Source organism: Allobosea sp. NPDC003192, assembly GCF_050275675.1.
Lineage (GTDB): Bacteria > Pseudomonadota > Alphaproteobacteria > Rhizobiales > Beijerinckiaceae > Allobosea.
Map to the genome: position 1 here is coordinate 97,958 of NZ_JBNNPK010000019.1, position 18,978 is coordinate 116,935.

The following is an 18,978-nucleotide window of genomic DNA, read 5'->3' on the forward strand; positions in this document are numbered from 1 at the left end:
GCTGATCTATGTCACGGGGCGAGAAGGACCAAGGTAGCCGGGCAGGTTGTCGGCCGTTCCCTACGCAGAAAATTCGTTCGCCTTTACGAACGCGGGCGACAGTGATATTCCCTTCGTCCGTTATATCGAACGAACCGGACGACATCTCATGGCGAACGACGCGACGGGCACGACAGCGCTGCATCCCGAAACCCTGCTCGTCCACGCCGGCACCATGCGCTCGCAATATGGCGAGACCTCCGAAGCGCTGTTTCTGACGCAAGGCCATGTCTATGACAGCGCCGAGCAGGCCGAGGGCCGCTTCCTCAACACCGATCCCGGCTTCCAGTATGGGCGCCTCTCCAATCCGACCGTCGCCATGCTGGAACAGCGCATGGCCGCCTTCGAGGGCGCTGAGACCTGCCGCGCCACCGCGACCGGCATGGCGGCCGTCACCGCCGCCGTGATGGCGCCGGTCCGGGCCGGCGACCATGTCGTCGCGGCGCGCGCCCTGTTCGGCTCCTGTCGCTACGTCATCGAGGACCACCTGCCGCGCTACGGCGTCGAGTCGACGCTGGTCGACGGCACCGATCCTGCCGCCTGGCGTGCCGCGATCAAGCCGAACACCAAGCTCTTCTTCCTGGAGAGCCCAGCCAATCCGACGCTGGAGGTGATCGACATCGCCGCCGTCGCCGCGATCGCCAAAGAGGCCGGTGTCATCCTCGTCGTCGACAATGTCTTCGCGACCCCACTGTTCCAGCGTCCGCTCGAACTGGGTGCAGATCTCGTCGTCTATTCCGCCACCAAGCACATCGACGGCCAGGGCCGCTGCCTCGGCGGGCTGATCCTCGGCTCGAAGGCGCTGATCGAAGCCGATATCCAGACCTATCTGCGCCAGACCGGTCCGGCGCTGTCCCCCTTCAACGCCTGGGTGATGCTGAAGTCGCTGGAGACGCTGCCCTTGCGCATCCGCCAGCAGGCACAGAACGCGACGGCAGTCGCCGCTTGGCTGAAGGGCCGCAAGGACCTGCCGCATGTCGCCTTCATTGGCGACCCCGACCATCCGCAGGCCGACATCATCGCCAGGCAGATGAGCGGCCCCTCGACGCTGATCGCCTTCGAGGTCGCAGGCGGCAAGGATGCAGCCTACCGCTTTCTCAACAAGCTCAGGCTGATCCGGATTTCCAACAATCTCGGCGACGCCAAGAGCCTGATCGTGCATCCGGCGACGACGACACACCAGCGCTTCACGCCCGAGGTGCGCGCCAGCATGGGCGTCGGCGACGGGCTGGTTCGCCTTTCGATCGGGCTTGAGCATCCCGACGACCTGATCGCCGACCTGAAGCAGGCGCTGGGCAGCTGACCGCGGCCTCAGGCGTCAGCCATCGGAATTGAACCCGGCAGCCGCAGCCGCGTTGAACCTCGGCAACAACCGAGGTTCACATGCTCCGCAAGACCATCTGCACTGCTGCGCTTTTCGCCCTGTTCGCGGCTCCGGCCTGCGCCCAGAACGCCGCACCCACTTCCCCCGCCACCCCGGAAAAGCCGTCTTCGCCCGAGCTCTCCGCCTGCAAGGCGACGGCGATGGCGGCGCTGACGGCGCGTGAGCCCGAGATCAAGGACATCTATATCGATGAGGACGGGCTGACCGTTGCGGTGGCGGAGACCAAGGTCGAGGACACGCCGGTGACGCGCATCATCATGGGCGAGGCCTATCTGAAGACCGACAAATCCGACAAGCCGCGCCGCTTCCTCTGCCTGCTCGGTGAGAAGGGCAAGGTGCTGCTGACCTTCTTCACACAGCGGTGAGGTCCGGCTCAGCCGCCGTCAACGATCCGGGTATTGGGCCGGTCACGGCCATCGGCCAGCTCTTCGTGCCATTCGCCCTTGGCGTCCTGATAGACGATGCCATCGGTGACGCCCGGCCGCTTCTGGCGGGCAGCCGCCTTGTTCGCCGCCTTCAACGCTGCATCATGCGAGCGGAAGGTCTCCGAAAGAGCGTCGCCGACCTTGTAGGCCCAGCCGCCATCGTGCTGGACGATCTCGTATTTCACCGTGACCATGAGCGTCCTCCATGGCTCACTGACCGAACCAATGGCGCACGCCCCAGGTTCCACCAGCCTGAAGGATAGCCCCGCTCGAGGAGCGGCGAAAGAGCCTCGCTCAGTCGCCGTTGCCGGTGTCGGCAGCGCGCAAGCCCTCCAGCACCGGCATCTGGGTGATGTGGTAGCCGGCGTCGATATGGTGGACCTCGCCGGTGACGCCGCCCGAGAGATCGGAAAGATAGTAGAGCGCCGAGCCGCCGATCTCCTCCAGCGTCACCGACTTGCGCAGCGGCGAGTTGGCGCGCTGCCAGGAGTACATGGCGCGCGCGTCCGAGATGCCGGCCCCAGCCAGCGTGCGCACCGGCCCGGGCGAGAGCGCGTTCACCCGGATGCCCTTTGGCCCGTAGTCGGCGGCGAGATAGCGCATGCTCGCCTCCAGCGCCGCCTTGGCGACGCCCATGACGTTGTAGTTCGGCATCACGCGGTTCGAGCCGCTATAGGTCAGCGTGATCATGCTGCCGCCGCTCGGCATGCGCGCGGCAGCGCGCTTGGCGGCTTCGGTGAACGAGAAGCAGGAGATCACCATGGTGCGCGAGAAGTTCTCGCGGCTGGTGTCGGCATAGAGCCCCTTGAGCTCGTTCTTGTCGGAGAAGCCGATGGCGTGGATCAGGAAGTCGAGCGTATTGCGCTCGGGATCGCCGCCCCAGGCCTCGTCGATCGCGGCGAAGGCGGCATCGACGGTTCCGACGTCCTCGACATCGCAGGGGATCACCAGCTTCGAGCCGATGCTCTCGGCCAGCGGCTTGACGCGCTTGCCCAGCGCCTCGCCCTGATAGGTGAAGGCCATCTCGGCGCCATGCGCATGCAGGGTCCGGGCAATGCCCCAGGCGATCGAGTTCTGGTTGGCGACGCCCATGACGAGGCCGCGCTTGTTGTGCATCAGGGGGAGCATGGGAACCACTATTCGTGTTTACGGACCGGAGCGGGCGGAAGGCAGGTCTGTTTGGCTGAAATCCTGCCCCTTGAACAGGATGCGGGCGTCATGGACGACCGTACAGGCATAAGCGAAGCAATCGCCCATGTTCAGAGCAGCCGGGTGGCGCCCCTTGCCGAAACGATCGAAGGCGGACACGGCGATATCGCCTTGGCTCTCGTCGATCGGCGTGACGGCGATCGACATTCGGCTCAAGCTGAGATGGATCTCTTCCCTGGCGAGGGCCGCTGGGATGGCATTGACCCGCGCGATCGCGAGCGACGCCTCATAGATCGCCAAGGCCGAGGTGATTGCGGCATCGCCCTCATCGAGCGCTGCGGCGATGTCAGCTGCATCCGGCTCGCCAAGGATCATGGCGACGATCGCCGAGGCATCGACATAGATCATTCGTCGCCCGACAGCCAATCGTAGAACGCCTTGTCGGCCTGCAAGCCGGTCTTCGGATAAGCGGCGACGCGCTCCTGGATATCCCGGATGCGCTCGAGCATCGGCCGCTTGTCCTCATCGAGCTTCGAAAGCTCGCTTTCGACGGCCTCACGCACGGCCTCGGTCATACTCACGCCTTTGCGGGCTGCAAGCTGCCGCACCGCCTTGTCGGTTCTCGGATCGCGAATGTGGAACGCCATCTGGATATCCCGTCTAGACAAAGCATATAGCCATCTAGACGCCACCTGTCACGTCAGAGGTGCTTCCTCACGGCCTCGGCCGTGTCCTTCGAGCTCGCCAGCGGCACGATCTCGAAGCGGGCGAGGTCGCCCCAGGCCAGCACCCATTCCTGCAGCTTGGTGACGTCGTCGCACTGCATGACCTGGAAGCAGCGGGCGAAATCGGCCGAGATCCAGCTGTCGATATAGGTCAGCCCCTCAGGCATCATCCGGCCATGCTTGTGAAAGCGGGTGTAGATCTCCTTCACCTGCGCTTGGTCGAAATGCTCGATCACCATGAACAGCATGGCGGAGAGACCTTCCAAGAATTCGCCAGCGTGCGTCGGCTGGCGTGGTTGCCGAGAACCGGAGCGGAGCGGACTTTGTCCGTGAGCACCGGAAGCGCAGGCGGCCGTGCCACACGGCCACGCTGGTAGAATTATCGAAGGTCTCTCAGGCTTCGAGGCGCTTCATCACGATGGTGGCGTTGGTGCCGCCGAAGCCGAACGAGTTGGAGAGCACGCAGCCGAGGCCGGCATTGTCGATGCGCTTGCGCACGATCGGCATGTCGGCGAAGGCCGGGTCGAGCTCCTCGATATGGGCGCTCTCGCAGATGAAGTCGTTGTTGAGCATCAGGAGCGAGTAGATCGCCTCCTGCACGCCGGTGGCCCCCAGCGAATGACCGGTCAGCGACTTGGTCGCCGAGATCGGCGGGCTCTTCTCGCCGGCGCCGAAGACCGTACGGATCGCCTCGATCTCCTTGGCATCGCCGACCGGGGTCGAGGTGCCGTGCGGGTTGATGTAGTCGATCTTGGCCTTCACGCCATCAAGCGCCATGCGCATGCAGCGCTCGGCGCCCTCGCCGGACGGGGCGACCATGTCGTAGCCGTCCGACGTCGCGCCATAGCCGACGACCTCGCCATAGATGCGGGCGCCGCGCGCCTTGGCGTGCTCGAGCTCCTCCAGCACGACGACGCCGGCGCCGCCGGCGATGACGAAGCCGTCGCGCTTCGCGTCATAAGCGCGCGAGGCGACCGCGGGCGTCTCGTTGAAGTCGGACGACATCGCGCCCATGCCGTCGAACAACACGGAAAGCGTCCAGTCGAGCTCCTCGCAGCCGCCGGCGAAGATCACATCCTGCTTGCCCCACTGGATCAGCTCGTAGGCGTTGCCGATGCAATGGTTCGAGGTCGCGCAGGCCGAGGAGATCGAATAGTTGACGCCCTTGATCTTGAACCAGGTCGCCAGCGTCGCCGAAGCGGTCGAGGACATGCCCTTGGGCACCGCGAAGGGGCCGACCTTCTTGGACGAGCCGCTCTCGCGCGCCTTGTCATAGGCGTCGATCAGGGCGCGGGTCGAGGGACCGCCGGAACCCATGATGATGCCGGTGCGCTCATGGCTGATCTCTTTGTCTTCCAGCCCGGCGTCGCGGATCGCTTGCTCCATCGCGACCTGGTTCCAGGCCGAGCCGCCGCCATGAAAACGCATGGCGCGGCGGTCGAGCACCGTCGCGGGATCGAGCGAAGGCACGCCGGCGACACGGCTGCGGAAGCCGTGCTCGGCGAAATCAGCCGCATAGGAGATGCCGGACTTGGCCTCGCGCAGCGAGGCCAGCACTTCCTGCGTATTGTTGCCGATGGACGAGACGATGCCCATCCCGGTGACCACAACGCGTCTCATGCTGCTTCTCCGGCTCTTTGGTGACGGGCCGGGAGGCCAACCCCGGACCTATGGTAGATCGCTACCCGCGCACATGGACTGCGCAGGCAGCGAAGGCAAGGCGTCGAGGCTATTTTGCTCAGGCCGCTTCGGGCTTGAACAGGCCGACGCGCATATCGGTCGTCGTATAGATACGCTTCCCGTCAGCTTCGAGCCAGCCATCGGCGATGCCGAGGACCAGCTTGGACTTGAAGACGCGCTTGAAATCGACGCCATAGACGACGTGCTTGACTGAAGGCAGCACCTGGTCGGCGAACTTGACCTCGCCGACGCCGAGCGCCCGGCCGCGGCCGGGCAGGCCGAGCCAGCCGAGGAAGAAGCCGGTGAGCTGCCAGAGCGCATCGAGGCCCAGGCAGCCCGGCATCACCGGATCGCCCTTGAAATGGCAGCCGAAGAACCAGAGGTCGGGGCGCACGTCGAGCTCGGCCCGCACCATGCCCTTGCCGTGCTCGCCACCCTCTTCCGCGATCTGCGTGATACGGTCGAACATCAGCATCGGCGGCAGCGGCAGCTGCGCATTGCCCGGCCCGAAGAGCTCACCGCGCCCGCAAGCGAGGATCTCTTCGTAGCTGAATGACGATTGCCGCTCCATATCCGACTTCACTCCCTTGCGGCCGCCAAGATCCGGCGGCCAACTCCCGATGCACCGTGCCTAACACGGTGTCGCTGCGGAACGAAAGGGCGCAAGGCAGCCTCTGCCGTGGAAGATCAGCCGGCGAGGCTGCGCCAGCCCTCGACGAGCGTGATCACAGCGACGACGATCAGCAGCGCGCCCACGACACGACCGAGAGCGGCCTCGGCCCTGGGATGCCCGGCGAGCGCGCCCCTGCCGCCGTCCGCAGCGATAGCCAGCCCACCATAGACGCCGAACTGTGTCACGGCGATGATCGCCCCGAGGATCACCGCCTGCAGCCAGATTCCGCCGGCCTCCGGCCGCAGGAACTGCGGGAACACCGCGAACATGAAGAGATAGGCCTTCGGGTTGAGCAGGCAGGTCAGCATGCCCTGCCGGAAGGCCGCTGATGCGTCGCGGCTCCGCGCCGCAGGAATGGCACCCAGAGACGCACCGCTACGCAGCAAAGCGAGCCCGATCCAGGCGACATAGGCAGCGCCTGAGAGCAGCAGGACGTTGAACAGCGCCGGAACCAGCTTCAGCAGCGCACCGACGCCGAAGGCGCCGACCAGGACATGCGCCACGCCGCCGGCGACGACACCGGCCGTGGCGCAAAGTCCGAGCCGGCGCCCGCCCGCCAGCGCATTGGCGAGCACGAAGGTCATGTCCATGCCCGGCACGATGATGACGCCCAAGACGAGGGAGAAGAACAGCCAGAGCAGGGCGGTATCGGGCATGTGAGCGCTCCGGAAAGGCGCCCGTTTCCTGCCAACATCCCACGCCCAAGCCTGTCAGCAGCGCCGCTATGCTTGCGGCTAGGTAGCCAAGGCCTTACATCGAATCTAAACGATGATGTCCCGATCATGGGACGGTTCATGGAGACGACGCGCGGCATGGACGGCCAGACGCAGGACCAGGGCTACGGATCGGACGCACGGCAGGGCTGCCCCTTCCACGATGTGCGCCAGAAGCTGCGCCGGGTGGGCCTGCGGCCGACGCGTCAGCGCGTCTCGCTCGGCTGGCTGCTCTTCGCCAAGGGTGACCGTCACATCAGCGCCGAAATGCTCTATGAGGAGGCGATGAAGGCACGCGTGCCGGTTTCGCTCGCGACGGTCTACAATACGCTGCATCAGTTCACGCAAGCTGGCCTGCTGCGCGAGCTCGCCATCGACGGCGCCAAGACCTTCTTCGACACCGACAACAGCGACCATCACCATTTCGTGGTCGACGGCGAGGACAAGGTCATCGACATCCCGGCCTCGGCGGTCGACGTCGCCGCACTGCCTCCTGCGCCCGACGGCTACGAGATCAGCCGGGTCGACGTCGTCGTCAGGCTGCGCAAGATCGGCGCCTGAACGCGGCAGAAGCGCAAACTTTGGCCTTTCGCCTTTTGCCGAGCCGTAGCGCTATTGCACGCTCTCGTTCGGATAGACGCCCCAGAGCCGGTCCTGCTTGATATAGCCGGCGATCTTGCTGACTGTGACGCGGCACCAGGCATTCTGGCAGGACTGCACGTTGGCGATGACGCCGGGCTCCAGCGTCGCGACCACCGGCGCGCTTTCGCTGGTCGTTTCGCGCAGCGAGAAGGTCTCGCTCTTGTTCTTCGACCAGGGCGAGACCAGAACGGTGCGACGCCCTGAGAGCAGGCTGTGCAGCACCCAGCCCTCGGTCCCGTCGGCGTCGCGCACGCGGCGCCAGGTCTCGAATTCGGCGGTGATCTCGACCGGCAGGCCGGCGCGCTGGAACACCCAGCTGGTGCGGTGCTCCTTGGAAGGGCCCTCGCGCAGATTGACCCGGTCCGACTTCAGGCTGACATAGCGCGGCAGTGGCAGGCCGGAGACCGGGCCGTTCGCGACCTCCTGCGCCGTGCCCGACGTCGCCAGCAGGGCAAAGCCCGCCGCCGCAAGCAGAAGGCCGAGCCGACCCCGCATTCCTTTACCCGTCATCCAACCCACTCCTCGCCCTGCCCGTTCGGTGGCGCACTGCGCCCCAAAGGGTCAGGTTGTGTTCCGCCGCAACGCTGCTAGAGAACGAGACGGCCGCCGATCGTCGAAACTGTCCGACTCAATTCCTGATGCGCCTCGGTTAATGGGGGGTTGAGGCGGAATGGCGACAGTGCGGCCACTGGTCGCGCCCAACAAGCGCGGTACCGGCAATATCGGAGCCTGAGGGGTCTTCAAGGAGCTGCCCATGTCGAAGAAGAAGCCCCTGGTCGTGGTCACGCGCAAGCTGCCGGCCGTGGTCGAGACGCGCATGCGCGAGCTCTTCGACGCCAGGCTCAATCTCGACGACGCCCCGATGAGCCAGGCCGCTTTGGTCGAGGCGATGAAGACCGCCGACGTGCTGGTCCCGACCGTGACTGACAAGATCGATGCCGCCCTGATCGCCCAAGCCGGCGACCAATTGCGCCTGATCGCCAATTTCGGCAATGGCGTCGACAATATCGACGTCGCCAGCGCCGTGCAGCGCGGCATCACCGTGACCAACACGCCGGGCGTGCTGACCGACGACACCGCCGACATGACGATGGCGCTGATCCTCGCCGTCGCCCGGCGCATCGCCGAAGGCGCCCGCATCATCACTGACGACGAATGGGCCGGCTGGTCGCCGAACTGGATGCTCGGCCGCCGCATCACCGGCAAGCGTCTCGGCATCGTCGGCATGGGCCGGATCGGCCAGGCGCTGGCGAAGCGCGCCGCCGCCTTCGGCCTGTCGATCCACTATCACAACCGCCGCCGGCTCGATTCGCGCATCGAGGAGGCGCTCGACGCGACCTATTGGGATTCGCTCGACCAGATGCTGGCGCGGATGGATGTCGTCTCGGTCAACTGCCCGCACACGCCGGCGACCTACCATCTGCTCTCTGCTCGCCGCCTCAAGCTGATGAAGCCCGACGCCATCCTGGTGAACACGGCGCGCGGCGAGATCGTCGACGAATCGGCGCTCTCGCGCATGCTGGAAGCCGGCGAGCTCGCCGGTGCCGGGCTCGACGTGTTCGAGCACGAGCCGGCGGTCAATCCGCGCCTGCTCAAGCTCGCCCGCCAGCACCGCGTCGTGGTTTTGCCGCATATGGGCTCGGCCACGCATGAAGGCCGCGCCGATATGGGCGAGAAGGTCATCGTCAACATCAAGACCTTCATGGACGGGCACAAGCCGCCGGACCGCGTCCTGCCCAGCATGCTCTGAGATTTCGCCAGAACGGCTGCGTCTTCGCTCAGGCCGCCTCGGGCCGCGCTCCCGGGCGGTAGCGGCATTCAGACAGCGTATCGAGTTCGCCGAGATCGGCGGCATGGCGGCGCCCCCAGTCGCACAGCGTCGCGATCACCGGGGCAAGACTCTGGCCGAGCGGCGTCGCCGCATAGTCGACGCGCGCCGGCACCTGCGCGACGACCTCGCGGCTGACGAGGCCGTGCTCCTCCATCTCGCGCAATTGCTGGATCAGCACCTTCTGGGTGATCGCGGGAATGCGCTTCTGCAATTCCGACAGGCGCTTGGGCCCATCGAAGAGCTGGTAGAGGATCACGGCCTTCCAGCGGCCGGAGATCACCTTGAGCGCCCGCTCGACCGGCAGCATCGGCAGGCGCTTCATCGGATCGGCCATGCTCACCTCTTGGTCTGCAGCACACAAATCGGTGTGTAGTCATCAGCCGGCATCCTAGCCCAGAACGCCGCCCACGCTCATCCCTTTCGCGTGAGGCCAGCCCATGAAAGCCGTCCAGTACAGCCGCTTCGGTGGCCCCGAAGTGCTCGAGGTCGTCGAGGTCGATACGCCCTCACCCGGCCCCGGCGAGGTGCTGATCAAGGTCGGCGCCGTCGGCGTCAATTTCTTCGAGGTGATGATGCGACAGGACCGTTATGCGGTGACGCCGCCGCTGCCCTTCATCCCCGGTGTCGAGATCGCCGGTGCCATCGCGGCGCTAGGCGAAGGCGTGACCAACCTTTCGGTCGGTGACCGGATCGCCGCCGCGCTCTATGTCGCCGGCGTGCAGAGCGGCGGCTATGCCGAGTACGTCGCGGTCAAAGCCGATGCCGTCGCGCGCCTACCGGATGAGATCTCCTTCGCCGCTGCCGTCGCATTGCAAGTCCAGGGCCTGACCGCGCTGCATCTGCTGCGCAGCCATCCGTCGGCTGGGCGCACTGTCCTGATCAGTGCCGCTGCCGGCGGCGTCGGCAGCCTGCTGATCCAACTGGCGAAGCGCGGCGGCGCAAAGCGGGTCATCGCCATGGCGAGCTCGGCCGAGAAGCTGGCTCTCGCGCAAGAGCTGGGCGCCGATGCCGGTGTCGACTACACGCAAGCCGACTGGTCCGAGCAGGTTCGCGCCGCAACTGGTGGCGCCGGTCCCGATCTGATCTTCGATGCCTCCGGCGGCGACATCCCGGCGCAATGCCTGGCGCTGCTCGCGCCCTTCGGCCGCCTCGTGCTCTACGGTCCGCTCTCGCTCGCCGACTTCCGGCCGGATGCTGAAGCGCTGAAGACGTTGATCTTCGGCAATCGCACGATCACGGGCTTCTCGCTGCTGCCGCATCTGGCGCCCACGCGCCTCGCCAGCGAGCTCGGCGACTTGTTTGCGCTCGCGCTCTCCGGCGAACTCAAGCTGCTGCCCGGCACCAGTTTTCCGCTAGCACAGGCGAGCGCCGCCCATGCGGCGCTGGAAAGCCGGCGCACGGCCGGCAAGCTGGTGCTGGAGCCCTGACGGCGTCAGAGCATTTTCGAGCGAAGCAGATGCCGGCTCGCGTGAAGAAGATTTGATAAAAAACCTCAGCTGGCGCGGGCGGTGGCGAACTGGCCGGCCTTGCGGAAGCGCCAGAGATAGCCGGGCACCTCGGCTTCGTACGAAACGGGGGCGATGCCGAGCCCGTGCAGGGTCCGGCTCTCCTTCTCGGCCGTCGCGGAGACGGTGTTGTCGCTCTCGAGCAGGCTGACCTGGTCGCGCGTCAGGACGAGCTCGTTCGGCATCAGGCCGAGCGTCAGCATGTCCGCGATCTCCAGGACCTGGCCCTGCAGGCGGGCGAGGCCGAACGGCATCGGCGCGATCAGGCGCTTGCGGCCGGTGACCTCGCAGACATAGTCGACGAGTTCGCGCAGCGTCTTCACCTGCGGCCCGCCGAGCTCATAGATCTTGCCGCCTTCGACCTTGCCGTCGACGGCGCGCGCGATCGCCTCGGCGACATCTCCGACGAAGACCGGCTGGAACCTGGTCTCTGCGCCGGCGAGCGGCAGTACCGGCAGCATCCGCACCAGCGAGGCGAAGCGGTTGAAGAAGGTGTCCTCCGGACCGAACATCACCGAAGGGCGCAGCACGATCGCCTGCTTGACCAAGGCATGGACCGCCGCCTCGCCTTCCGCCTTGCTGCGGGCATAGGCCGATTTCGATTCGGCGTTCGCGCCGAGCGCCGAGACCTGGATCAGCCGGTCGACGCCGAACTGCGCACAGGCCTGCGCCACCGAGCGTGTGCCCTGCGCCTGCACCGAGGAGAAGTTCTGCCGGCCCTTCTCCTGCATGATGCCGACGAGGTTGATCACCGCGTCGGCGCCCTTGACGGCGGCCGCGACCGAATCGGGATAACGCAGATTGGCCTGCACCGCGGTGACCTGGCCGACGATGCCGAGCGGCTGCAGGAAGCCGGCGAGATCGGGGCGGCGCACGGCGACGCGCACGCGGTAGCCGCGCCGCGCCAGCGCCCGCACGACATGCCGCCCAAGGAAGCCCGAGCCGCCGAAGACCGTGACGAGTTGCGAAGCGGGAGGCAGGACCGTCATGATGACGCGAAGCTCCGTTTGGAAGCGCTGAAAACTGAAACTATCGTGCCTGTCCTAGTTCATCGCGTCGCGGCTGTGAAGGCGGCGCGGTGCCGCCGATGAGCGGTCCGACACATCGTTGTCAAAAAGCCGGCTTGGCCCGTTGACAGCCGCGTTCGGCCCCCGTAAACGAACCGCCGTTGCCCAGGTGGCGGAATTGGTAGACGCACCAGCTTCAGGTGCTGGCGCTCGCAAGGGCGTGGAGGTTCGAGTCCTCTCCTGGGCACCACTCAGCTACCAGAGTGGTGGTTTGTCAGCACCTTAGCTGACATCAAGGGTCTATGTGACATCCGCTTTCGTATCGCGGTTTCACATCAGGGCCCATTCGATGTTCCGGGCTTTTCGCCGGCACGGCTCTGTTCCCCCCCGACATCGAGATCGCTCCAGGCACCTCGACAGTCAGACGGCCGGATTGTGTGCGGCCTTGGACATCAGCGGCGGCACGGTCCCGTTCCTCAGCCCGAGGGCCGGGACTTACCGGCAGAGCGGGCTGACGCGGTTGCCGATCACCCGCACCAGGCTGAGCGCCGCCATTTCCGACGATTTCGGATTGTCGGCGAGCGGCCGGTTCTCGATGGTGACGCTCAGGCGGCCGAAGGCGCCGCGCGCGCTCAGACGGTGACAGTTTGCGGTGATGCCGGGGTCGGCGACGAGCTCGACGCGTGTCCGCTCGAGACCGATGCCGGCAAGCGCCGAGATCACCGCGACGTTGGCGTTCTGGGGAAAGCACTGGGCCGCCTCGCGGGCCGAGCCCGTGAAGAAGCTGACCGGCTCGGTCAGGTCGTCGAGCGCGACGAGGCTTTCGGCCGGCGTGCCTCGCCAGGCTGCCGGCGGCTTGACGATGCCATGGACGACCTCGTCGAGCGGCAGCGCTGAGGCCGCCGCGAGCGCATCGATGCCGGCGAGCGCGCCGGGCGTGACGACGAGCTGGCTGCCATTGGCATCCGCAACCGCGATGAGGCGGTCGAGCAGCGTCGTGTCGGCGAGGGCGCCGGCCGACGTCACCGCGAATAATCCCGCATGTCGCAAGGCGCTCTCGCCCCACGCCGCGACAGCCGGCTGGCCCGCCGCTTCCGCGACGATGTCGAGGTCGAGCCCGGCAAGCTGCTGCGGATCGGTCAAGAGGGCCGCACCGGCCGGAATGCCCTGTGCGCAGTCCGGCGAGCGCAAGCCGATGGCGGCGATCGCGACGTCCCGGGCGACTGCCGATTGCGACAGCAGCCGGACGACGTGCCGGTTGATCGCGCCCCAGCCGATCAGCGCGATCCGAAGCGGCTTGCGGCGACGAGCCGTCATGGTCTTGCCGTCCGTAAGGCGAGATCGAGCAGCGCGCCGCCATTCAATCCTTCGAGCATGCTGAAGTGATGTCCGGCGCAGGTCAGTGGCTCCTGCGCCTGCCATGCCGCAGCCAGCCTCGCCGATTGCCGCTTGAACGCCTCGCTCTCACCCTTCCCGACAGCAAAGGCGAGGCGTGCATTGCCGGGGCGTGGCCGGCCGAGCGGGCTGAGGCGCACTGCGCGCTCGCCATCGTCGAGGCCGAGCAGGCGCCCGATCGGCAGATGGCCGAGCGGTTTCAGATCGTAGAGGCCGGAGAGCAGCAGCGCCGAGGCAACCGGCGGAGCCGTGGGATCGCACAACGCCATCGCCGCGAGGTGGCCGCCAGCGGAATGGCCGCTGATGTGCAGTTGTGCCGGATCGAGACCGAGGGCGTCGGCTTCGCGCACGAGAAAGTTCAGCGTCGCCACGGTCTGGGCGATGCTCGCTTCGAGCGGCGTATCCGGCGCCAGCCCGTAATTCGGCTGAGCGACGGCGAAACCGGCATCGAGCAACCCCTGCGAGAACTGCGCGTGCTGGAGCTTGTCCGAAGCCTGCCAGTAGCCGCCATGGATGAAGACGAAGATCGGCGCGCGCCGCACGCCGGCCGGGCGATAGAGATCGAGCGTCTCGAAACGGCCAGGGCCATAGGCGAGGTCGAGCCCGGCATGGCCGGCGCGGAAGGCGGCGCCGTCCCTGCTCCATTGCCGGAACAGCGCTGTCATGTCAGCCTGCAGGCGCGGGCTGTACTGCCGGCCGAGCTCACGCAGCGAATAGCCCTCGACCTCGATATCCGGCAGCGGCTGCGGCGTGGCGTGGCGGGCGCGGATCATCAGGCCGGGCTCCGCTCCCAGTCGCAACCGGATCGGCGGGCGGAAGCCGGCGAAGACCTCGCGATAAGCCAGCTCGACCGTATGGCGCGCGAGATGGAAGGCTGCCGGATCCGCGCTCTCCCACTCCATGCCAGTCAGGTGATGCGGGCCGCAGCCGGCCGCGACCAGGCCGGCGAGGATCTCGCTCAGCGTATCGCGCAAGGCCTCGACGGGGTCGCTCGCAAGGCTGCGCGCGACGATCTCGTTGTCAGACGCCGACATAGCGATGCACCAGTTCGGCATTGACCGCGAGGTCGCTGCTGGAGCCCGACCAGACCGTGCGCCCCTTCTCGATGATGTAGTGCCGGTCGGCGAGGCGCTTCAGCACGGCGATGTTCTTGTCGATCAGCAGGATCGACTGGCCCTGCGCCTTCAGCGCCTCGATGCAGCGCCAGATCTCGGCGCGGATCACCGGCGCCAGGCCTTCCGTCGCCTCGTCGAGGATGAGGAGCTTCGGGTTGGTCATCAGCGCCCGGCCGACAGCGAGCATCTGCTGCTCGCCGCCCGAGAGGGTGCGGGCCGACTGGCCGGCACGTTCCTGAAGGCGCGGGAAGAGGGCGTAGACCCGTTCCAGCGTCCAGGGCGAAGAGCGCCCGAGCCGGTTTGCTGCGGTGGCGACGAGGTTCTCGCGCACGGTCAGCGTCGGGAAGACCTGCCGCCCCTCCGGCACGAGGCCGATGCCGCAGCGGGCGATCGCTTCCGGCGTATTGCCCCTGAGCTTGCGGCCGTCGAAGCTGATCTCGCCGCCTTTGGGTGACAACAGCCCCATCAGCGAGCGCACCGTCGTGGTCTTGCCCATGCCGTTGCGGCCGAGCAGGGTGACGACCTCGCCCTCGCCGATATCGAGGCCGACATCGAACAGCACCTGGCTGGCGCCATAGGCCGATTGCAGGTTGCGCACGCTCAGCATCAGGCGTCCCCCTCGCCGAGATAGGCGGTGCGCACATCCGCGTTGTCGCGGATTTCCTGCGCCGTGCCGGTCGCAATGATGCGGCCATAGACCAGCACAGAGATCCGGTCGGCGAGCGCGAAGACCGCGTCCATGTCGTGCTCGACCAGCAGCATGGTGACGCGGCCTTTCAGCCCGGACAGCATCGCGACCATCTGCTCGCTCTCGGCATGGCCGAGGCCCGCCATCGGCTCGTCGAGCAGCAGCAGGCGTGGCTCGCAGGCGAGCGCGATGGCGAATTCGAGCTGCTTCTGCTCGCCATGCGAGAGGTCGGCGACCTTGACCTCGGCGCGGTGGGCGAGGCCGGCGGTGGTCAGGTGCTCGCGGGCGCGTTGGCGCAGGCCCTTGTCGCGGCGGGCATCGGCAAAGAAGCGGAAACTGTGTCCCTGCTGCGCCTGCACCGCGAGCGCGACATTGTCGAGCATGCTGAAATCCGGCAGCAGCTGGTTGATCTGGAAGGTGCGGGCGAGGCCGCGCTGGACACGCTGCGGCGTGGCGAGTGCATCGATCGCCTCGCCCTCCAGCCTGATCTCGCCTTCGTCATGGCTGAGCTCGCCGAAAAGCTGGGTCAGCAGCGTGGTCTTGCCGGCGCCGTTGGGGCCGATCAGAGCGTGGATCTCGCCCTCGATGACATCGAGATCGACATTGTCGGTGGCGATCAGGCCGCCGAAGCGCTTGCGCAGGCCGCGGATACTGAGGAGCGGTTGGCTCATCGCTCGCTCCTGCCGAGGCCGAGGCGGCTGAACAGCCCGTTGAGCCCGCCTTGCGTGAACAGGACGACGAGCAGCAGGATCGGGCCGAGGACGAGCTGCCAATGCTCGGTAAGGGAAGTCAGCACGGTCTCGAGGATGACGAGGGCGGCAGCGCCAAAGAGCGGGCCGAGCAAGGTGCCGACGCCGCCGAGGATGACCATGATCATCAGCTCGCCCGACTTGGTCCAGTGCAGCATGTCGGGGCTGACGAAGCGCAGATAATTCGCCATCAGCGCGCCGGCGAGGCCGGTGCCCATGCCCGAAATCATGAAGGCGGCGAGCTTGTAGCGATAGGGCGCGATGCCGATCGCCGCCATGCGCCGCTCATTCTGGCGGATGCCGGCGAGCACCATGCCGAAGCGCGAGCCGACGATGCGCCAGAGCACGAGAAAGACCAGGGCCGCGACGGCAAGGCAGATGAAATAGAAGGTGATGTCGTCGCGGGTGTTGAGGCCGAACAGCTCGTTGCGACGGCGGATCGTCATGCCGTCATCGCCGCCATAGGCTTTCAGCGAAACGAACAGGAAGAACAGCATCTGCGCGAAGGCGAGCGTGATCATGATGAACTGCACGCCACTGGTACGCAGGCAGAGCGCCCCGATCAGCAGGGCGAGCAGGCCGCCGACCAGGATCGCGGCCGGCAGCGTGATCAGCAGCTGGCTGGTGCCCGGGATCAGGCCGAGGAAAAGGCTGTCGTCGACGTAATTGCGATAGAGGATGCCGACGACATAGCCGCCGACGCCGAAGAAGGCGGCGTGCCCGAACGAAACCATCCCGCCGAAACCGAGCGCGAGGTTGAGGCTGGCGGCGGCGATCGCATAGATCAGCACGCGGGTCGCCAGCGGCACCAGCGCGGGCTGGCCAAGCGCCTGAACCAGGAAGGGCAGTGCGATCAGCCCGAGCGCCAGCGCGAGCAACATCAGCGCGCGGCCGGTGCTCGGCGCGGCGGGTGCGTTATGGGTGATGGCGTCCTCAGACATTGGCGGGGAACAGTCCCTTGGGCCGCACCAGCAGCACCACGGCCATCAGCATGTAGATGCCCATTGACGCCAGGCCGGCGCCGAGCGCATCGGCCTCCGAGCCGGCCATGACTTGGCGCAGCAGGCCGGGCAGGAAGGCGCGCAGCACGGTATCGACGAGTCCGACGAGAAGCGCGCCGAAAAAGGCGCCGCGGATCGAGCCGACGCCGCCGATCACCACCACGACGAAGGTCATGATCAGGATCTGCTCGCCCATGCCGACCTGGACGGCCAGGATCGGCCCGGCCATCAATCCGGCGAGGCCGGCGAGCAGGGCGCCGAGCCCGAAGACGGCGGTGTAGAGCAGGCGGATATCGACACCGAGCGCCCGGACCATCTCGCGATGGGTCGCACCGGCCCGGACCAGCATGCCGATGCGGGTGCGGTTGATCAGCAGATAGAGCCCGAGTGCGACGAGAAGGCCGACCGCGATGATGATCAGCCGGTAGATCGGATAGGTCAGCCCCGGCAGCAGTTCGATCGAGCCGTTGAGCGCCGGTGGCACCGAGACGAAGAGCGGCTGGCGCCCGAACAGCAAGGTCACGCTCTGGTTGAAGATCAGGATCAGGGCGAAGGTCGCCAGTACCTGATCGAGATGGTCGCGGGCATAGAGCCGGCGCAGCACGAACAGTTCCATCGCCATGCCGACCAGCGCAGCAGCCGCAAGGCCGGCCAGGATGGCGATGAGGACCGAGCCGGTCTGGGCCGCGGCAAAGGCGGCCGCATAGGCGCCGACCATGTAGAGCGAGCCATGGGCGAGGTTGATCACGCCCATGATGCCGAAGATCAGGGTCAGCCCGGCGGCGAGCAGGAACAGCATGACGCCGAACTGCAGGCCGTTGAGCAATTGTTCGAGAACGAGCGTCATGGCTGCGGGAACCGGACAGCCCCGGCAAGGGCGCGGGGAACCCTCTCCTGTAAGGAGAGGGCAGGGTGAGGTGTAGGCCGTTTGACCAGTGACGCGAGCGGCGTGATTGGGTTCAGGCTCATGATGTCTCTCCCGAACACCTCACCCCTGCCCCTCTCCTTCCAGGAGAGGGGTTACCCGCGCTATTCGTCTTGATCGGTGCGCAAGACGCGCCGATTCAGAGCTTGCAGTCCTTGGCGTAGGCGTCGCTGTGATTGCTCAGCACCTTGCCCGAGGTCTTCAGCACCGGCGCGCCGTCGGCGCCCTTCTCGACCTTGAGCGCGTACCAGTCCTGGACCGGGTGCTGGTTCGGGCCGAACTTGAAGGCGCCGCGCACCGACTGGAAATCGGCCTTGGCCAGCGCCTTGCGCAGCGCCGGCACATCGGCCTTGCCGCCGGTCGCCTTAAGCGCCGAGGCGATGGCGAGGGCGGTGTCGTAGCCCTGGCTGGCGTAATAGGTCGGCACGCGATTGTAGGCCTTGGTGAAGGCCTCGACGAAGGCCTTGTTCGACGGGTTGTCGAAATCGGTGTTCCAGTGCGCGGTGACGCTGAGGCCGAGCGCGGCATCGCCGACCGCCTTCAGCGTGGTCGCATCGAGCGAGGGCTCGGCCAGCACCATCGGGGTTTTGCCGAGCAGGCCGGCCTGCTGGTACTGGCGCAGGAAGGCGATGCCGAGACCGCCCGGATGGAACTGGAAGACAACATCCGGATTAGCCGAGCGGATCTGCGCCATCTCCGGCGCGAAATCGGTCTGGTCGAGGCGCGTATAGACCTCGCCGACGATTTCGCCCTTGAACAGGCGCTTGAAGCCGGCGAGCGCATCCTTGCCGGCCTGGTAGTTCGGCGCGAGGATGAAGGCCTTCTTGTAGCCGAGATTGGTGGCGTGCTGGCCGGCACTCTCATGCAGGCTGTCATTCTGCCAGGAGACGACGAAATAGTTCTCGTTGCACTCCTTGCCGGCGAAGTTCGACGGCGCGGCATTGGGGCTGACATAAAGCGCGCCGGCATCGACGATATCCGGCACGGTCGCGCCGGCGACGTTGGAGAAGACGATGCCGGTCATGATCTTGATGCCGTCGGTCTTCAGCATCTTCTCGGCGATCTGCTTGCCCTGGCCGGGCTTCAGAGCATCGTCCTCGACCACAAGCTCGACCGGCGCGCCGCCGAGCTTGCCGCCATTCATGTCGATGGCGAGCTTGAAGGCGTCGCGGATGTCCTGGCCGAGATAGCCGCCCGGCCCCGACAATGTCGTGACCATGCCGATCTTGACCGGCGCCTGCTGGGCCAGCGCCGGCATGGCGACGGCGGCGGCCAGCATCATTCCCAAGCATACTGATTTACGGTGCTGCATGGTTCCCCTCCTCCGATCAT

The 18,978-nt window shown here is 66.6% G+C and carries 23 protein-coding genes and 1 tRNA gene; 6 read left to right on the top strand and 18 right to left on the bottom strand.

The genetic code is table 11. The features are described from left to right. Positions 1-148 precede the first annotated feature (148 nt). Together metZ and ACQKLX_RS22840 are read left to right on the top strand one after the other, a co-directional pair. Complete coding sequence (gene metZ / locus ACQKLX_RS22835; RefSeq protein ID WP_427363853.1) at positions 149-1,342, top strand: O-succinylhomoserine sulfhydrylase; 1,194 nt, start codon at positions 149-151, stop codon at positions 1,340-1,342. Positions 1,343-1,422: 80 nt separating this feature from the next. Beyond that, entirely contained in the window at positions 1,423-1,788 is a 366-nt protein-coding gene (locus ACQKLX_RS22840) for a hypothetical protein (protein ID WP_427363854.1), read from the top strand. 8 nt (positions 1,789-1,796) lie between these two features. Here the strand turns inward: ACQKLX_RS22840 and ACQKLX_RS22845 are convergent, their stop codons facing one another. The 8 genes from ACQKLX_RS22845 to ACQKLX_RS22880 all read right to left on the bottom strand — a co-directional run bounded on the left by ACQKLX_RS22845 (position 1,797) and on the right by ACQKLX_RS22880 (position 6,731). Further along, complete coding sequence (locus ACQKLX_RS22845) at positions 1,797-2,042, bottom strand: DUF2188 domain-containing protein (protein ID WP_092155432.1); 246 nt, start codon at positions 2,040-2,042, stop codon at positions 1,797-1,799. Positions 2,043-2,142: 100 nt separating this feature from the next. Then, positions 2,143-2,976 carry an enoyl-ACP reductase FabI gene (gene fabI, locus ACQKLX_RS22850; protein ID WP_427363855.1) on the bottom strand — a complete coding sequence of 278 codons (834 nt, stop codon included), beginning with the start codon at positions 2,974-2,976 and terminating at the stop codon, positions 2,143-2,145. Between the two features lie 18 nt (positions 2,977-2,994). Next, a complete protein-coding gene (locus ACQKLX_RS22855) occupies positions 2,995-3,405 on the bottom strand; it encodes a type II toxin-antitoxin system VapC family toxin (RefSeq protein WP_427363856.1) in 411 nt (136 codons plus the stop codon). Beyond that, complete coding sequence (locus ACQKLX_RS22860; RefSeq protein ID WP_427363857.1) at positions 3,402-3,644, bottom strand: type II toxin-antitoxin system VapB family antitoxin; 243 nt, start codon at positions 3,642-3,644, stop codon at positions 3,402-3,404. Before ACQKLX_RS22860 ends, ACQKLX_RS22855 begins: the two co-directional genes overlap by 4 nt. A gap of 53 nt (positions 3,645-3,697) precedes the next feature. Then, positions 3,698-3,988, bottom strand: a complete 291-nt coding sequence (locus ACQKLX_RS22865; protein WP_427363858.1) for a DUF3303 domain-containing protein — start codon at positions 3,986-3,988, stop codon at positions 3,698-3,700. Positions 3,989-4,115: 127 nt separating this feature from the next. Continuing rightward, positions 4,116-5,342, bottom strand: a complete 1,227-nt coding sequence (gene fabB, locus ACQKLX_RS22870) for a beta-ketoacyl-ACP synthase I (protein WP_427363859.1) — start codon at positions 5,340-5,342, stop codon at positions 4,116-4,118. 118 nt (positions 5,343-5,460) lie between these two features. Continuing rightward, a complete protein-coding gene (gene fabA / locus ACQKLX_RS22875; protein ID WP_427363860.1) occupies positions 5,461-5,973 on the bottom strand; it encodes a 3-hydroxyacyl-[acyl-carrier-protein] dehydratase FabA in 513 nt (170 codons plus the stop codon). A 116-nt stretch (positions 5,974-6,089) separates the two neighbouring features. Then, positions 6,090-6,731: a LysE family translocator gene (locus tag ACQKLX_RS22880; protein WP_427363861.1), complete on the bottom strand. Its 642-nt coding sequence runs from the start codon at positions 6,729-6,731 to the stop codon at positions 6,090-6,092. A 138-nt stretch (positions 6,732-6,869) separates the two neighbouring features. Between ACQKLX_RS22880 and irrA the strand changes: the two genes are divergently transcribed. Continuing rightward, complete coding sequence (gene irrA, locus ACQKLX_RS22885; protein ID WP_427363898.1) at positions 6,870-7,349, top strand: iron response transcriptional regulator IrrA; 480 nt, start codon at positions 6,870-6,872, stop codon at positions 7,347-7,349. 51 nt (positions 7,350-7,400) lie between these two features. On the opposite strand, the gene ACQKLX_RS22890 is transcribed toward irrA, so the two are convergent. Then, positions 7,401-7,940, bottom strand: coding sequence for an SH3 domain-containing protein (locus tag ACQKLX_RS22890; protein WP_427363862.1), 540 nt, complete (start codon positions 7,938-7,940; stop codon positions 7,401-7,403). Positions 7,941-8,184: 244 nt separating this feature from the next. Between ACQKLX_RS22890 and ACQKLX_RS22895 the strand changes: the two genes are divergently transcribed. After that, complete coding sequence (locus ACQKLX_RS22895) at positions 8,185-9,180, top strand: 2-hydroxyacid dehydrogenase (protein WP_427363863.1); 996 nt, start codon at positions 8,185-8,187, stop codon at positions 9,178-9,180. Positions 9,181-9,208: 28 nt separating this feature from the next. Here ACQKLX_RS22895 and ACQKLX_RS22900 read toward each other — a convergent pair whose 3' ends face one another. Further along, complete coding sequence (locus ACQKLX_RS22900; RefSeq protein WP_427363864.1) at positions 9,209-9,595, bottom strand: winged helix-turn-helix transcriptional regulator; 387 nt, start codon at positions 9,593-9,595, stop codon at positions 9,209-9,211. A gap of 103 nt (positions 9,596-9,698) precedes the next feature. Here ACQKLX_RS22900 and ACQKLX_RS22905 point away from each other — a divergent pair, with 103 nt between their 5' ends. After that, positions 9,699-10,688 carry a quinone oxidoreductase family protein gene (locus ACQKLX_RS22905; protein ID WP_427363865.1) on the top strand — a complete coding sequence of 330 codons (990 nt, stop codon included), beginning with the start codon at positions 9,699-9,701 and terminating at the stop codon, positions 10,686-10,688. A gap of 65 nt (positions 10,689-10,753) precedes the next feature. On the opposite strand, the gene ACQKLX_RS22910 is transcribed toward ACQKLX_RS22905, so the two are convergent. Then, positions 10,754-11,755, bottom strand: coding sequence for a complex I NDUFA9 subunit family protein (locus ACQKLX_RS22910; protein ID WP_427363866.1), 1,002 nt, complete (start codon positions 11,753-11,755; stop codon positions 10,754-10,756). A 181-nt stretch (positions 11,756-11,936) separates the two neighbouring features. On the opposite strand from ACQKLX_RS22910, the gene ACQKLX_RS22915 reads away from it, so the two are divergent. Beyond that, positions 11,937-12,023 (top strand) — tRNA-Leu (locus tag ACQKLX_RS22915). 245 nt (positions 12,024-12,268) lie between these two features. Here the strand turns inward: ACQKLX_RS22915 and ACQKLX_RS22920 are convergent. The 7 genes from ACQKLX_RS22920 to ACQKLX_RS22950 all read right to left on the bottom strand — a co-directional run bounded on the left by ACQKLX_RS22920 (position 12,269) and on the right by ACQKLX_RS22950 (position 18,925). Then, positions 12,269-13,090 carry an aspartate dehydrogenase gene (locus tag ACQKLX_RS22920; RefSeq protein WP_427363867.1) on the bottom strand — a complete coding sequence of 274 codons (822 nt, stop codon included), beginning with the start codon at positions 13,088-13,090 and terminating at the stop codon, positions 12,269-12,271. After that, entirely contained in the window at positions 13,087-14,202 is a 1,116-nt protein-coding gene (locus tag ACQKLX_RS22925; protein WP_427363868.1) for an alpha/beta hydrolase, read from the bottom strand. Before ACQKLX_RS22925 ends, ACQKLX_RS22920 begins: the two co-directional genes overlap by 4 nt. After that, positions 14,189-14,890, bottom strand: coding sequence for an ABC transporter ATP-binding protein (locus tag ACQKLX_RS22930; RefSeq protein WP_427363869.1), 702 nt, complete (start codon positions 14,888-14,890; stop codon positions 14,189-14,191). Before ACQKLX_RS22930 ends, ACQKLX_RS22925 begins: the two co-directional genes overlap by 14 nt. Continuing rightward, positions 14,890-15,642: an ABC transporter ATP-binding protein gene (locus tag ACQKLX_RS22935; protein WP_427363870.1), complete on the bottom strand. Its 753-nt coding sequence runs from the start codon at positions 15,640-15,642 to the stop codon at positions 14,890-14,892. The genes ACQKLX_RS22930 and ACQKLX_RS22935 overlap by 1 nt, the downstream gene beginning before the upstream one ends. Continuing rightward, the gene (locus ACQKLX_RS22940; protein WP_427363871.1) at positions 15,639-16,661 is read right to left on the bottom strand and encodes a branched-chain amino acid ABC transporter permease; all 1,023 of its coding nucleotides are present in this window, start codon (positions 16,659-16,661) and stop codon (positions 15,639-15,641) included. The genes ACQKLX_RS22935 and ACQKLX_RS22940 overlap by 4 nt, the downstream gene beginning before the upstream one ends. Beyond that, positions 16,654-17,568, bottom strand: a complete 915-nt coding sequence (locus ACQKLX_RS22945) for a branched-chain amino acid ABC transporter permease (protein WP_427363872.1) — start codon at positions 17,566-17,568, stop codon at positions 16,654-16,656. Before ACQKLX_RS22945 ends, ACQKLX_RS22940 begins: the two co-directional genes overlap by 8 nt. Before the next feature lie 217 nt (positions 17,569-17,785). Next, complete coding sequence (locus ACQKLX_RS22950) at positions 17,786-18,925, bottom strand: ABC transporter substrate-binding protein (RefSeq protein WP_427363873.1); 1,140 nt, start codon at positions 18,923-18,925, stop codon at positions 17,786-17,788. Between the last annotated feature and the right edge of the window lie 53 nt (positions 18,926-18,978).

Coding starts and splice junctions, on each gene's coding strand:
- metZ (WP_427363853.1), top strand. CDS start 149: ATGGCGAACGACGCGACGGGCACGACAGCGCTGCATCCCGAAACCCTG.
- ACQKLX_RS22840 (WP_427363854.1), top strand. CDS start 1,423: ATGCTCCGCAAGACCATCTGCACTGCTGCGCTTTTCGCCCTGTTCGCG.
- ACQKLX_RS22845 (WP_092155432.1), bottom strand. CDS start 2,042: ATGGTCACGGTGAAATACGAGATCGTCCAGCACGATGGCGGCTGGGCC.
- fabI (WP_427363855.1), bottom strand. CDS start 2,976: ATGCTCCCCCTGATGCACAACAAGCGCGGCCTCGTCATGGGCGTCGCC.
- ACQKLX_RS22855 (WP_427363856.1), bottom strand. CDS start 3,405: ATGATCTATGTCGATGCCTCGGCGATCGTCGCCATGATCCTTGGCGAG.
- ACQKLX_RS22860 (WP_427363857.1), bottom strand. CDS start 3,644: ATGGCGTTCCACATTCGCGATCCGAGAACCGACAAGGCGGTGCGGCAG.
- fabB (WP_427363859.1), bottom strand. CDS start 5,342: ATGAGACGCGTTGTGGTCACCGGGATGGGCATCGTCTCGTCCATCGGC.
- fabA (WP_427363860.1), bottom strand. CDS start 5,973: ATGGAGCGGCAATCGTCATTCAGCTACGAAGAGATCCTCGCTTGCGGG.
- ACQKLX_RS22880 (WP_427363861.1), bottom strand. CDS start 6,731: ATGCCCGATACCGCCCTGCTCTGGCTGTTCTTCTCCCTCGTCTTGGGC.
- irrA (WP_427363898.1), top strand. CDS start 6,870: ATGGAGACGACGCGCGGCATGGACGGCCAGACGCAGGACCAGGGCTAC.
- ACQKLX_RS22890 (WP_427363862.1), bottom strand. CDS start 7,940: ATGACGGGTAAAGGAATGCGGGGTCGGCTCGGCCTTCTGCTTGCGGCG.
- ACQKLX_RS22895 (WP_427363863.1), top strand. CDS start 8,185: ATGTCGAAGAAGAAGCCCCTGGTCGTGGTCACGCGCAAGCTGCCGGCC.
- ACQKLX_RS22900 (WP_427363864.1), bottom strand. CDS start 9,595: ATGGCCGATCCGATGAAGCGCCTGCCGATGCTGCCGGTCGAGCGGGCG.
- ACQKLX_RS22905 (WP_427363865.1), top strand. CDS start 9,699: ATGAAAGCCGTCCAGTACAGCCGCTTCGGTGGCCCCGAAGTGCTCGAG.
- ACQKLX_RS22910 (WP_427363866.1), bottom strand. CDS start 11,755: ATGACGGTCCTGCCTCCCGCTTCGCAACTCGTCACGGTCTTCGGCGGC.
- ACQKLX_RS22920 (WP_427363867.1), bottom strand. CDS start 13,090: ATGACGGCTCGTCGCCGCAAGCCGCTTCGGATCGCGCTGATCGGCTGG.
- ACQKLX_RS22925 (WP_427363868.1), bottom strand. CDS start 14,202: ATGTCGGCGTCTGACAACGAGATCGTCGCGCGCAGCCTTGCGAGCGAC.
- ACQKLX_RS22930 (WP_427363869.1), bottom strand. CDS start 14,890: ATGCTGAGCGTGCGCAACCTGCAATCGGCCTATGGCGCCAGCCAGGTG.
- ACQKLX_RS22935 (WP_427363870.1), bottom strand. CDS start 15,642: ATGAGCCAACCGCTCCTCAGTATCCGCGGCCTGCGCAAGCGCTTCGGC.
- ACQKLX_RS22940 (WP_427363871.1), bottom strand. CDS start 16,661: ATGTCTGAGGACGCCATCACCCATAACGCACCCGCCGCGCCGAGCACC.
- ACQKLX_RS22945 (WP_427363872.1), bottom strand. CDS start 17,568: ATGACGCTCGTTCTCGAACAATTGCTCAACGGCCTGCAGTTCGGCGTC.
- ACQKLX_RS22950 (WP_427363873.1), bottom strand. CDS start 18,925: ATGCTGGCCGCCGCCGTCGCCATGCCGGCGCTGGCCCAGCAGGCGCCG.